The sequence below is a fragment of the Arthrobacter sp. Soc17.1.1.1 genome, assembly GCF_036867195.1.
In the GTDB taxonomy this organism is placed as follows: Bacteria; Actinomycetota; Actinomycetes; order Actinomycetales; family Micrococcaceae; genus Arthrobacter_D.
This window is the reverse complement of the sequence record NZ_JBAJII010000001.1, coordinates 2159043-2170893: the sequence shown is the minus strand read 5'-3', so window position 1 is coordinate 2170893 and position 11851 is coordinate 2159043. Positions and strand designations below refer to the sequence as shown.

Genomic DNA, 11851 nt, shown 5'->3' with positions numbered 1-11851 from the left:
AAGCAGGACAGCGATACTTACACACCGACGACCATTTCATAAGCAATGCTTACGCTCGACCGTCGTCTCACCGATCGCAAGCGCCAGCGCGGCTTCACGGCGGGCGTACGGGAAAGGCCAGCCCGAGGACTGGCCTTTCCCGTACACCGGTCCATGCCGGCCTGCACTGGTCCTGCTGCTCTACTCGGCGGGCACCAGCGTCATCGAGATGGAGTTGATGCAGAAGCGCTGATCCGTCGGGGTGTCGAAGCCCTCGCCCTTGAAGAGGTGGCCGAGGTGCGAGTCGCAGCGGGCGCAGCGCACCTCGATGCGCTCCATGCCGAGGGACCGGTCGTGGAGGTAGCGGACCTTGTCCTCGGCCAGCGGCGCCCAAAAGGACGGCCACCCGCAGTGGGAATCGAACTTCTCGTTGCTCGTGAAGAGCTCGGCGCCGCACGCGCGGCACGCGTAGGTGCCGGCGGTCTTCGCGTCGTAGTACTCCCCGGTGTAGGGGCGCTCCGTGCCGGCCTTCCGCAGCACCTGGAACTCCTGCGGGGAGAGCTCCTGCCGCCACTCGTCATCGGACTTCTGGATCTCGGGCCGGTAGGCGTCGTGTTCGGTAGTCATAGTGCGTGCAACGCCTAGGAGTCGCCAATAAATCCCGAGCCCGAGTACAGGTGCAGCACGGCGATCCCGAGCTTGTCCTGCGCCCGGTTGGCCCAGTCCCGGTGGAAGGTGTCCGCCACCGCATGGGGGCGCGTGATGACCACGGCCTGCGCCGCCCCGGTGTCGGCGGCCTCCTGCACCAGGGCGTCCACCGGGTTCCCCGTCGTCGTCCGGCCGCGTGCCGTGAATCCCTCGTCGGTGAGCAGCCGCAGCGACGACTCGAGGGCCGTGCGGGCCTCCGTCTCGTCATGCTTCCGGTCGTCCGCCGAGAACGACCGGAAGGCCTCGCCCACCTCGAGCAGGCTCAGGTGGCGGAAGAACTCCCCGAGGACCGACTCGTCGCGGTCCTCGGGGATCAGGACCACGACGTCGGCGGACTCCTCGCCCTGCAGGGACCGGAGGTTGGCGAGATCGGGCTGGGTCAGGGCTTCCTCGGTCAGCACGAGGATCGTTTCCGTCATGGCGTCACTGTACTGCGGCGCGCCGGGAGACCGCCGTGCCCGGTGTGGCGAATCGTCGAAGCTTGGCGGGGCGGGGTGCAAGCAGGGTAGAAAGGGAGGCATGGCAACTGGAAGGTCGACGCCCGCGGTGCAGCGGGTCCCTGCGCCCTGGCTCAAGTGGACGGCGCTCGGAGTGGGGGCAGGGGCGGCGCTCGCCTCCTCCGCGGCAGGCGCGGTGTCCGGCCTGGCCGTGTACTTCGCCCGGCAGATCGTCACGCCGGCCCGCGGCCGGGACGAGAACCTCGACATCCTCGCCGTCGTGGGGCCCGCCGGGAACCAGACCGTGATCCTCCCCGCGAACGACGACACCACCGTCGAGGGAACCTACAGCCTCCACTTCGACCGCGGCGAGGGACACGCCCGCCTCGGGGCCATCCGCTCCTACGTGCCGCGCGAGGGGACCGTCGAGCGCGAGGTGGAGAAGGTCTACACGGGCGACCTCGCATCGGCGACCCGCGGCTGGTGGGGCGGCGCCACCTATCCCTCGCCGTCGGCCCTCGGCTTCGCCGACGAGGAGGTCCTCATCCCGGTGGAGGGCGGCTCGGCGCCGGCCTGGCTCGTCCGGGCGGAAGCGCCGGCGCGCACCTGGGCCATCATGGTGCACGGCCGCGGTGCGTCGCGCAACGAGGCCCTGCGGGCCCTCCCGCCGGCTCGCCGCCTCGGGATGACGAGCCTCGTCCTGTCCTATCGGAACGACGGCGAGGCCCCCTCGGCGCCCGACGGCCGGTACGGCCTCGGCATGACCGAGTGGCACGACGTCGACGCGGCGATCGACTACGCGGTGGCCCACGGCGCCCGCGACGTCGTCCTGTTCGGCTGGTCGATGGGTGGGGCCATCGCCCTGCGGACGGCGGACCTCTCGCGGCACCGCAGCAGGATCACGGCGCTGGTGCTGGACGGCCCGGTCATCAACTGGATCGAGGTGCTCGCGCACCACGCCGAACTCAACCACATCCCGGCGCCCGTGGGGCGGCTGGGGCAGTACCTCCTGGCCAGCCAGCGCGCGCGCCGCATCACGGGCCTGGCCGCGCCACTCGACCTCAAGAGCATGGACTGGATCGCCCGCGCCGAGCAGCTGACCCTGCCCACCCTGGTGCTGCACAGCGAGGACGACGAGTTCGTGCCCATCGGCCCCTCCGCCGAGCTGGCGGCCAGGAACCCCGCCTTCGTGACGCTCGAGCGGTTCCACCGTGCACGCCACACGAAGGAGTGGAACATCGACCCGCAGCGGTGGGAGTCCGTCGTGGAACGCTGGCTCGACGGCATCCTGTACGGCCGGACCCTGCCCGGAGGGAAGGCGCCCGACGGCGGGACCGCTACTGCGCCTCCCTGATCTTCCGCTTGATGCGTCCCAGCATCGCGGCCATGCCGCGCATGCGCAGGGGCGTGATCGCCCGGGTGAGGCCGAGGCGGTCGGGCACGTCGTCCGGGACGGCGAGCACCTCCGCGGCCGGCAGCCCGTCGAGGCCCTCCAGCAGCACCCCCGCGAACCCGCGGGTCGTCGGCGCCTCGGGCGGCGCCGAGAAGAACAGGTGCACGGGCCGCTCCGGCTCCGCGCCGATCTCCATGGTGAGGAACAGCGGGCTCTGGCATTCGACGACCTGCTCCAGCAGCTCGGGGTGCTCCCCGTAGCGCTCCGGCAGCGGCGGCAGCTCACGGGAGAAGTCGAGCAGGAGCTGCAGGCGGTCCGGCTCGGACAGGTCCTGGAAGTCGTCGATGATCTCCGCGAGCTTCGCGGGGACGGCCCCGGCGGTCATCGGGTCGCCCCTGCGGGGAGGCCGGACTGCGCGGGCACGTCGCCGGGTTCGGTGCCGCGGACGATGGGCACGCGCACCGCGTTGCCCCACTCCGTCCAGGAGCCGTCGTAGTTGCGCACCTTCTCGAAGCCGAGCAGGTGGGTGAGGACGAACCACGTGTGGCTCGACCGCTCGCCGATGCGGCAGTACGCGACGACGTCGTCGCCGTCCTGCAGGCCGGCCTCGTCCCGGTAGATGGCGTCCAGCTCGGCGCGCGTACGGAACGTCCCGTCCTCGGCGGCGGCCCGGGCCCAGGGGACCGAGCGGGCGGTGGGGATGTGCCCTCCGCGCAGGGCGCCCTCCTCGGGGTACGCGGGCATGGTGGTGCGGGCGCCCGTGTACTCGTCGCCCGACCGGACGTCGATCAGCGGGTTGCCGAGGTGCGCCAGGACATCGGCGAGGTAGGCGCGCACGGGGGCGTCGTCGCGCTCGACGACGGGGTACTGCGTGGCGGTGACCTCCGGCTTGTCCGTGGTCAGGTCCCGGCCCTCGGCGACCCACTTGTCGCGGCCGCCGTCGAGCAGGCGGACGTCCTCGTGGCCGAACAGGGTGAACACCCACAGGGCGTAGGCCGCCCACCAGTTGCTCTTGTCGCCGTAGATCACCACGGTGGAGTCGCGGGAGATGCCCTTGGCGGCCATGAGCCGGGCGAAGCCCTCGCCGTCGATGTAGTCGCGGGTCACCTCGTCGTTCAGCTCGGTGTGCCAGTCGATCTTCACGGCACCGGGCACGTGCCCGGTCTCGTACAGCAGCACGTCCTCGTCGGACTCGACGACCACCAGCCCGTCCGCGCCGAGGTTCTCGGCCAGCCACCCGGTCGAGACGAGCCGCTCGGGGTGGGCGTACTCGGCGAACTTGTCCTGGGGGTCTGCAGTCAGGGTCATTGCGGCCTTTCGAATAGCTGTGGGCACGCGCAGCGTGCCCGGGACGTCTCTCCACCTAGCGTAACCACGCGGTGCGGCGAAAGCTTCCGGCGCCTCCGCGTGCTGCCCGTACCCGGCACGACCCCGGGCGGGCCCCGGTCAAGGGGCGTCGGTACCCGCCCCCTGCCCGGGCGGGCGCGGGTGCTTGCCGTAGTCTTGCCTAGCGGAACGGCGGCGTGCAGGGCCGTTCCCGACGACCTCCCCGGACAAGAGAAAGCGGTCCAGATCCGTGCCAGCCATCGAACACCTGACAGAGCGGTCCCCGAAGGTCTCCGTCGATGATCTGCTGGACGGGTTCTACCCGTCGCCCCGCTTCGGCGAGGTGTCCTTCGACTCCTACCGTCCCGATCCGCAGCAGCCCTCCCAGTCGGCGGCCGTCACCAAGCTCCGCGACTTCGCCGGCGCGGTCAACGAGCCGGAGCCCTCGGGCCTCCGGAGGCTGTTCGGCGCGAAGAAGCCCGCGACCCGCGCCGGCATCTACCTCGACGGCGGCTTCGGCGTCGGCAAGACCCACCTCCTGGCCTCCCTCTGGCATGCGTCCTCGGGCAGGAAGGCGTTCGGCACGTTCGTGGAGTACACGAACCTGGTGGGGGCGCTGAGCTTCCGCAAGACCGTCGACGCGCTCAGCGGCTACAGCCTCGTCTGCATCGACGAGTTCGAGCTCGACGACCCCGGCGACACCGTGCTGATGTCCCGCCTCATGCGCGAGCTCGCCGACGCGGGCGTCAAGCTCGCCGCGACGTCGAACACGCTCCCGGGGTCCCTCGGGGACGGCCGGTTCGCGGCGCAGGACTTCCAGCGCGAGATCCAGGTCCTCGCGGACCAGTTCGAGGTGGCGCGCATCGACGGGGAGGACTACCGGCACCGCGGGCTGCCACAGGCACCGGACGCCATCGACGATGCCGCCCTGCGGGAACGCATCGCTGCCTTCTCGGCGGGCGTCCTCGCGGAGGACGACTTCTCGGACCTCATCCGGCATCTCGCCGACGTGCACCCGAGCCGCTACCGGCAGCTCCTCGACGGCGTCGACGCGGTGGCCTGGCACAACGTGCAGACCATCACGGAGCAGTCCGTGGCGCTGCGGTTCGTGGTCCTCGCCGACCGCCTGTACGACAGGGACGTGCCGATCATGGCCAGCGGCACCACCTTCGACCACCTCTTCACCGAGGAGATGATGGGCGGCGGGTACATGAAGAAGTACTACAGGGCGGTCTCCCGCCTCACCGCGCTCGCGCGGCAGGGGAGCGACGTCGCGAGCTGACCGCACCCCGCCCCCCGGTACGCCAGGGGGGCAGGAAAGCAGGAAGCGCCGGTGCCGCCTCTCGGCGGGACCGGCGCTCCTTATTGCCAGGCTGGGATCACACGGCCGGCGGAGGGGTAGGGCCGACGTCGCCCTTGCCGTCCTTCTTGTCGATCTGGTCGACCATCGCCGAAGCCTTCGTCTGCACTCCGTCGATGTGGTGCGAGTACTTGCCATGGGTCTTGCCGTCGACGAAATCGCCGGCCTTCCCGATGCCGTTCTTCACCTTGTCGGAATTATCGCCAATGAGTTCGGTCGCCTTACCCGCGAGGGCGCCGGCCTTGTCCTTGAGCCCGTCCAATAAACCCACGGACACCTCCTTTCGGTCGTGGAAACGCAGGACCGTTTCCGCTCCGTCCATCATAGGCGAGCAGGATGGGGATGTCCTGGGAGAAGTCCGCGCCGGCCCGCACGGGGCAAAGAAAAAGACCGGTCCTTCTCAGGACCGGTCTGCGAGCGGACGACGGGATTCGAACCCGCGACATCCACCTTGGCAAGGTGGTGCTCTAGCCAGCTGAGCTACGTCCGCAAAAAAGCGCCCCCGAGGGGGCGCCGTCGTGGGCGATACTGGGATCGAACCAGTGACCTCTTCCGTGTCAGGGAAGCGCGCTACCGCTGCGCCAATCGCCCATTTTCATGGTGCTCGTACTTCTGTCCGTACTCGTGCCCGTCCCGTCGAGAGGTGGGGACGGGATTCGAACCCGCGTATACGGCTTTGCAGGCCGCTGCCTCGCCTCTCGGCCACCCCACCATGACCGGGTGACCCCGGCCACCGGACTGATCCGGCCGAACAGTGACTTGCGAGCGGACGACGGGATTCGAACCCGCGACATCCACCTTGGCAAGGTGGTGCTCTAGCCAGCTGAGCTACGTCCGCAGAAGGAGAACAGACCCGAGAACCCCGCTCCATGACCTGCATTTCGCGGTGTTTCTTCGTTTTCCAACGAGAAAAAACTCTATAGGACGTTTGAGGGTTCGTCCAATCGGCCGGTGGTCGGCCGGTCGTCGCTGCGGCGCGGGGCTGTCAGAGGCACCTGAGAGACTGGAGCCATGACCGCCCCGCTCCTCGCACACGCAACGCCCCACGGCAGGATGTATGCCCGCTCCACCTCGGACCAGCCCTCCGTCCCGTCCATCACCACGGTGATCTCGCAGCTGCCCACCTCGCTCGGCGGCTGGTTCGGCCACATGGCGGCCAGTGCGCTCTCGCGGGATCCGCGGCTGCCCGTGGCGCTCGGCAACCCGTCCGAGCTGCGGTCCGCGGTCAGGGACGCGGCCTCCGCGGCCGAGCGCTACCGGGACGAGGCGGCCCTGCGCGGCACCCGGGTCCACCACTACTGCGAGCAGGTGGCGCTGCGCGCGCTCGGCCGTCCGGAGGAGCTCGACGCCGCCCGCCTCGCCCTCGAGGAGAACGGCGAGGCCGGTTTCGCCCAGCGGTTCGACGAATGGTGGAGCCTCTACGACGTCCGCCCGGTGGAACCCGAGCTGACCGTCTGGAACACCGAGCTCGGCTACGCGGGGACGCTCGACCTTGTGGCGACGATCGGCGGACGTACCTGCCTGATCGACTACAAGACCAAGAACACCGACCGGGACGGCTTCGTGAAGGCCCTCGACGACAAGGTGGTGATGCAGCTCGTGGCCGGGATGAAGGCGGAGGAATGCCTCGTGGACCCGCAGAAGGGGGAGTGGCGTGCCTGGCCGCACGGCGACCAGCCCCTGCTGCTCGGCGTCGCCGTGGGGCAGACCGAGGTCCGCGCCATGCGTGCCAACCCGGAGGTGCTGAGGAAGCACTGGCTGCGCTTTTGCGCCCTGCGCCGCGCGTGGGAGGCGGGGCTCGACGCCGAGGAGGCCGGCCGGGCGCTGCTGCCCATCGGCCCGCCGCCCGCCCCGTCGGTGCCCGCAGGATCAGCCCTGCCGGCCTGAGCCGACCCGGTCCGGAGACACTCCGTCCGTCGTGCGCGGCGCGTCGGCACTAGGATTGACGGGAACCTCGCGGCCCAGCGCCGCGGACCGTATCCCGTCCTGCGCCTCCCTGCGCAGTCCTTGACCGAAGCGAGGAACAAGCACCGATGGCCGTCCTGAGTATCCGCATGATCGGCGATCCGATCCTCCGCACGCCGGCCGCCGCGGTGACCGAATTCGGACCGGAGCTCGCCCGGCTGGTCGAGGACATGACCGAGACCATGATCGACGTGCAGGGCGCGGGGCTCGCCGCACCGCAGGTGGGGATCGGGCTGCAGGTCTTCACCTATCGCGTGGACGGAGCGCAGGGTCACGTGGTGAATCCGGTGCTCGAGACCGACGGCGCGTCCCAGGGGGAGTCCGACGTCGAGGGCTGCCTGTCCGTCCCCGGTCTCGGCAGCTACGTCGACAGGACGGACTGGGCCCGCGTCACCGGCAAGGACATCTCCGGCCAGGACGTCGTGGTCGAGGGCACGGGCATGCTCGCGCGTGCCCTGCAGCACGAGACGGACCACCTGCGCGGCACCCTGTACATCGACCGTCTCGAGGGTGAGGACCGCAGGAACGCCCTTCGGGCCATCCGGAGCGCGGACTACAACCTCGTCACATCGCGCACCGCGGCGGAGCGCGCCCGCACCCTCGGGTCGAGCTTCACCCCCGGCAGCGGCGGCAGCGGCGCGTTCGGCAGGACCACCCGATGAGGATCCTCTTCGCGGGCACGCCCGAGGTCGCCGTGCCGTCACTCAGGGCCCTCGTGGAGGCCGGCTTCGACGTCGCCGCCGTCCTCACGCGCGTGGACGCGCCCGTCGGGCGCCGGAAGGTGCTGACCCCGAGCCCCGTCGCCGTGGCCGCGCACGAGCTCGGGTTGCGGGTGGTCAAGGCCAACCGCTTCACCCCGGAGCTGATCGAGCACCTCGGCACCCTCGGGCTCGAGGCGGCGGCCATCGTGGCCTACGGGGGTATCGTGCCGCCCGCCGGTCTGTCCGTCCCCGAGCACGGCTGGATCAACCTGCACTTCTCCGTGCTGCCCGCCTGGCGGGGCGCCGCGCCCGTGCAGCACGCGGTCCTCGCCGGGGACGACGTCACCGGGGCGACCACGTTCCTCCTCGAGGAGGGGCTCGACACCGGACCCGTTTTCGGGGTGATGACCGAGACCCTCGAACCGTCCGCGACGAGCGGGGAGGTCCTCGGGCGCCTCGCGCACAGCGGCGCGATCCTCCTCGTGCAGACACTCTCGGGCCTCTCGGCGGGTCGCGTCACCGCGACGCCGCAGACCGGGGATCCGAGCTTCGCCCCGAAACTCACCATCGACGACGCCCGGATCGACTGGTCCCAGCCCGCCGCCGCCGTCCGCCGGCGCATCAACGCCGTCACCCCGGAACCCGGCGCGTGGACCACCCTCGACGGGCAGCGCGTGAAGCTCGGCCCCGTCACGCCCGTCACGGACAGTGCGGACAGTGCGGACAGTGCAGTCGGTGCAGTCGGTGCGGACAGTGCAGACAGTGCAGACAGTGCAGACAGTGCGGATGATGCCGGCGGCGCGGACGCGCCGGTCGGTGGGGGATCCGGCGCGCCCCTCACGCCGGGTGCGCTGAAGGTCGCCGGGCGGCAGGTCCTCGTCGGGACGGGCTCGGGCGCCGTGGTCCTCGGCGAGCTGCAGCCCGCCGGCAAGAAGATGATGAACGCCCTTGACTGGGCACGAGGCGCGGCAGCGCGCGGGGAGCTGGTGTTCGAGTGACGGCGAACGGCGAATCGAACGGCGGGGCCGACCGCGGGTCCGGGAGCGGCGGGGGACAGGGCCCGTCCCGCGGACCCGGGTCCGGCAGGAGCGGCGGGCAGGGCGGCGGCAACCGTCGCCGCAACGACCAGGGGCGTGAACGCAACCGGGGTGGGGAGCGCCAGTTCTCGCAGGCCGCCCCGTCGCAGCGGACGCGCCGCGCGGACCCCGCCCGCCTCGTCGCCTTCGAGGTGCTGCGTGCCGTGGCCGCCGAGGACGCGTACGCCAACCTCGTGCTGCCGGCGAGTATCCGCAAGCACCGCCTGGACCGGCGCGACGCCGGCTTCGCCACGGAGCTCACCTATGGCGCGCTGCGCGGCCAGGGGACGTACGACGCCGTCCTGGCCCGCTGCGTGGACCGGCCCCTCGGCCAGCTGGACCCCGCGGTGCTCGACGCCCTGCGGATCGGGGTGCACCAGCTCCTCGCGATGCGCGTGCCCGCGCATGCGGCGCTCGACCAGACCGTGGGCCTCGTGCGCGCCGTCATCGGGGCCGGCCCGTCGTCGCTCGTGAACGCCGTACTCCGCAAGGTGAGCGCGCGCGACCTCGAGGCCTGGATCGGTGAACTCGTCGACGGCCTGACGGACGCCACCGCCATCGCCGCCCTGACCCACAGCCACCCCGAGTGGATCGTCCGCGCCCTGCGCCAGGCGCTCGTCGCCCATGGCCGCGACGCCGCGGAGATCGACGCGCTGCTCGCCGCTGACAACGCCGCACCCGTGGTGCACCTCGTGGCCCTGCCCGGGCTCGCGACGCTGGACGACGCCCTCGGCGAAGGAGCCGAGCCGGGCCTCCTCGCACCAGGCTCCGCTTACTACTCCGGTGGCGACGTCAGCCGGCTCCCGGGCGTCTCGACGGGCACGATCCGCGTCCAGGACTCGGGCTCCCAGCTCGTGGCGCGCGCCCTCGCCGCCGTGCCCGTCGACCGGCGGACGGACGACGCCGAGCGGTGGCTCGACCTGTGCGCCGGCCCCGGCGGGAAGACGGCACTGCTGGCAGCCCTCGGTCAGGACACCGGCGTGCACCTGACGGCCAACGAACCGGTGCCGCACAGGGCCCAGCTGGTCCGGCAGGCGCTGCGGCCCCTGCCCGAGGACTCCTGGACCGTGCGCGTCGGCGACGGCCGGGACATCGGCCGGGACCAGCCGGCGCACTACGACCGCGTGCTCGTCGACGCGCCCTGCACCGGGCTCGGCGCGCTGCGCCGCCGGCCCGAGTCCCGGTGGCGCCGCAAGCCCGCCGATCTGGTCTCCCTCGCGCCGCTGCAGCGGGAGCTCCTCGCCTCGGCCCTCGACGCCGTCGCCCCGGGCGGCGTGGTCGCCTACGTCACGTGCTCGCCGCACCACGCCGAGACCGACGCCGTCGTCGACGACTGCCTCCGCCGGCGCACCGGTTTCGAGCGGGTCGACGCGGGCGCCGCGCTGGACGCGGTCAGCATCGCGGGAGGGCTCGACGCCGGCCACGGCGCGAGTGCCCAGCTCTGGCCGCACGTGCACGGTACGGACGCGATGTACCTGGCGCTCATCAGGAAGACTCCGTAACAAGGCGTCCGATCGTGTGCGGCCGCGATGCCGCACGCGGACTTGCGGCAATGAAAGGAACGGCTGTGACCCATCTCCGGATCAACCCGAGCATCCTCTCCGCGGACTTCGTCAACCTCGAGGCGGAGCTCCAGCGCATCGGCACCGCCGACGCGGTGCACGTGGACGTGATGGACAACCATTTCGTGCCGAACCTGACGCTCGGCCTGCCCGTGGTCCGGCGCATCCAGGAGGTCAGCCCGCTGCCGCTCGACGTGCACCTCATGATCGAGGACGCGGACCGCTGGGCACCGCAGTACGCCGAGGCCGGGGCCGCGTCCGTGACCTTCCACGCGGAGGCCGCCGCCGCGCCCGTGAAGCTGGCCCGGGAGCTGCGCGACGCCGGCGCCCGGGCAGGGATGGCGCTCCGGCCGGCCACACCGGTGGAGCCCTACCTCGATCTGCTCGGTGAGCTGGACATGCTGCTCGTGATGACGGTGGAGCCGGGCTTCGGCGGGCAGTCCTTCCTGGACCTCACGCTGCCGAAGATCCGCCGCGCGGCCGAGGCCGTCAGGGGCGCCGACCTCCCGCTGGTCATCCAGGTGGACGGCGGGATCACGGAGGAGACCATCCTCCGCGCGGCCGACGCGGGCGCGACCGTCTTCGTGGCCGGCTCCTCCGTCTACGGGGCGGACGACGCCGGCGCCGCCATCACCGCACTGCGCACGGCCGCGACGCGCGGGCGGTCCTAGGGGGCGGCGGGCGGATCGGTGACGGTGATCCGTACGGACAGCGCCGATCCGGCCGCCTTCTCGAGGACCGCGAGCCGCGGATCCGGCACCGTGAGGAAGGGGACCTGCGGCAGGCCCGCGACCGACGCGAGGACCGGTTCGCCGAGCGCCGCGACGGCGAGGGTCCTGTCCCCGCCGAGCTGCAGGCAGGACGGCGGATGCGCGGAGAAGATCGCCGCGGCGCGGACCGCTGTGTCCTCCACGAGGGCATCGGCCTGGTTGGCGCGACGCCGGGCGAAGCGCTGCTGCGACCAGCCGCCGGCGGCGGTGCGGCCCTGGACGTAACGCGTACCCGTCTTCGAGGCCACCACCGAGCCGTCCCGGGCCACCCCCACGGAGTAGCCGCCGCGCCGGATGAGCAGCAGCCCCACCGGCGCGGCCGGATCGATCCCCGACAGCAGGGCGGCGACGAGCCCGTCCCGCCCCGTTGCGGGTCCGGCTGCGGTCGGGGGGAGGGATGGCGTCAGGACCGCCCGGCACCCGTTCTCGGCGAGGACCTCGAGGGAGCCCGGCGCAGCCCCGGCGGGCTGCACGGTGGCGGGGCCGTTGCGCTGCTCGAACCGCGTGAGCCAGCCGTCGAGCCGCCGTGCCTCGACGAGCACGGACCTGGTCGTGGACACGGTGCTCCTTCGCA

At 71.9% G+C, this 11851-nt stretch carries 13 protein-coding genes and 4 tRNA genes; 7 read left to right on the top strand and 10 right to left on the bottom strand.

Going from position 1 to position 11851, the window contains the following annotated elements; all coding sequences use genetic code 11:
* Positions 1–180: 180 nt before the first annotated feature.
* Positions 181–606: a peptide-methionine (R)-S-oxide reductase MsrB gene (msrB, locus tag V6S67_RS10055; protein WP_104050604.1), complete on the bottom strand. Its 426-nt coding sequence runs from the start codon at positions 604–606 to the stop codon at positions 181–183.
* A 14-nt stretch (positions 607–620) separates the two neighbouring features.
* On the bottom strand, positions 621–1106 hold the full coding sequence (locus V6S67_RS10050) for a hypothetical protein (RefSeq protein ID WP_334210120.1): 486 nt from the start codon (positions 1104–1106) through the stop codon (positions 621–623).
* A gap of 100 nt (positions 1107–1206) precedes the next feature.
* Here V6S67_RS10050 and V6S67_RS10045 point away from each other — a divergent pair, with 100 nt between their 5' ends.
* On the top strand, positions 1207–2478 hold the full coding sequence (locus tag V6S67_RS10045) for an alpha/beta hydrolase family protein (protein WP_334210119.1): 1272 nt from the start codon (positions 1207–1209) through the stop codon (positions 2476–2478).
* Here the strand turns inward: V6S67_RS10045 and V6S67_RS10040 are convergent.
* Both V6S67_RS10040 and V6S67_RS10035 read right to left on the bottom strand, forming a co-directional pair.
* Positions 2462–2902 (bottom strand): SufE family protein, encoded by a 441-nt coding sequence (locus V6S67_RS10040; RefSeq protein WP_334210118.1) that lies wholly within the window; start codon positions 2900–2902, stop codon positions 2462–2464. The two genes, V6S67_RS10045 and V6S67_RS10040, sit on opposite strands and share 17 nt — an antisense overlap.
* Positions 2899–3825, bottom strand: a complete 927-nt coding sequence (locus tag V6S67_RS10035) for a sulfurtransferase (protein WP_334210117.1) — start codon at positions 3823–3825, stop codon at positions 2899–2901. The genes V6S67_RS10040 and V6S67_RS10035 overlap by 4 nt, the downstream gene beginning before the upstream one ends.
* Positions 3826–4093: 268 nt before the next feature.
* Between V6S67_RS10035 and zapE the strand changes: the two genes are divergently transcribed.
* On the top strand, positions 4094–5125 hold the full coding sequence (gene zapE, locus V6S67_RS10030; protein ID WP_334210116.1) for a cell division protein ZapE: 1032 nt from the start codon (positions 4094–4096) through the stop codon (positions 5123–5125).
* Between the two features lie 97 nt (positions 5126–5222).
* On the opposite strand, the gene V6S67_RS10025 is transcribed toward zapE, so the two are convergent.
* The 5 genes from V6S67_RS10025 to V6S67_RS10005 all read right to left on the bottom strand — a co-directional run bounded on the left by V6S67_RS10025 (position 5223) and on the right by V6S67_RS10005 (position 6041).
* Complete coding sequence (locus tag V6S67_RS10025) at positions 5223–5474, bottom strand: antitoxin (RefSeq protein ID WP_334210115.1); 252 nt, start codon at positions 5472–5474, stop codon at positions 5223–5225.
* Between the two features lie 145 nt (positions 5475–5619).
* Positions 5620–5693: transfer RNA gene (locus V6S67_RS10020), tRNA-Gly, on the bottom strand.
* Positions 5694–5722: 29 nt separating this feature from the next.
* Positions 5723–5794: transfer RNA gene (locus V6S67_RS10015), tRNA-Val, on the bottom strand.
* Positions 5795–5844: 50 nt separating this feature from the next.
* A tRNA-Cys gene (locus tag V6S67_RS10010) sits at positions 5845–5915 on the bottom strand.
* 52 nt (positions 5916–5967) lie between these two features.
* Positions 5968–6041: transfer RNA gene (locus V6S67_RS10005), tRNA-Gly, on the bottom strand.
* 173 nt (positions 6042–6214) lie between these two features.
* Here V6S67_RS10005 and V6S67_RS10000 point away from each other — a divergent pair.
* The 5 genes from V6S67_RS10000 to rpe all read left to right on the top strand — a co-directional run bounded on the left by V6S67_RS10000 (position 6215) and on the right by rpe (position 11178).
* The gene (locus V6S67_RS10000; protein ID WP_334210114.1) at positions 6215–7090 is read left to right on the top strand and encodes a cytochrome; all 876 of its coding nucleotides are present in this window, start codon (positions 6215–6217) and stop codon (positions 7088–7090) included.
* Positions 7091–7236: 146 nt separating this feature from the next.
* Positions 7237–7830 carry a peptide deformylase gene (def, locus tag V6S67_RS09995; protein WP_334210113.1) on the top strand — a complete coding sequence of 198 codons (594 nt, stop codon included), beginning with the start codon at positions 7237–7239 and terminating at the stop codon, positions 7828–7830.
* The gene (locus tag V6S67_RS09990) at positions 7827–8867 is read left to right on the top strand and encodes a methionyl-tRNA formyltransferase (protein ID WP_334210112.1); all 1041 of its coding nucleotides are present in this window, start codon (positions 7827–7829) and stop codon (positions 8865–8867) included. The genes def and V6S67_RS09990 overlap by 4 nt, the downstream gene beginning before the upstream one ends.
* Positions 8864–10447 carry an RsmB/NOP family class I SAM-dependent RNA methyltransferase gene (locus tag V6S67_RS09985; RefSeq protein ID WP_334210111.1) on the top strand — a complete coding sequence of 528 codons (1584 nt, stop codon included), beginning with the start codon at positions 8864–8866 and terminating at the stop codon, positions 10445–10447. The genes V6S67_RS09990 and V6S67_RS09985 overlap by 4 nt, the downstream gene beginning before the upstream one ends.
* A gap of 50 nt (positions 10448–10497) precedes the next feature.
* Complete coding sequence (gene rpe, locus V6S67_RS09980; protein ID WP_442884764.1) at positions 10498–11178, top strand: ribulose-phosphate 3-epimerase; 681 nt, start codon at positions 10498–10500, stop codon at positions 11176–11178.
* Here the strand turns inward: rpe and V6S67_RS09975 are convergent.
* Positions 11175–11837: an acVLRF1 family peptidyl-tRNA hydrolase gene (locus tag V6S67_RS09975; RefSeq protein WP_334210109.1), complete on the bottom strand. Its 663-nt coding sequence runs from the start codon at positions 11835–11837 to the stop codon at positions 11175–11177. The two genes, rpe and V6S67_RS09975, sit on opposite strands and share 4 nt — an antisense overlap.
* Between the last annotated feature and the right edge of the window lie 14 nt (positions 11838–11851).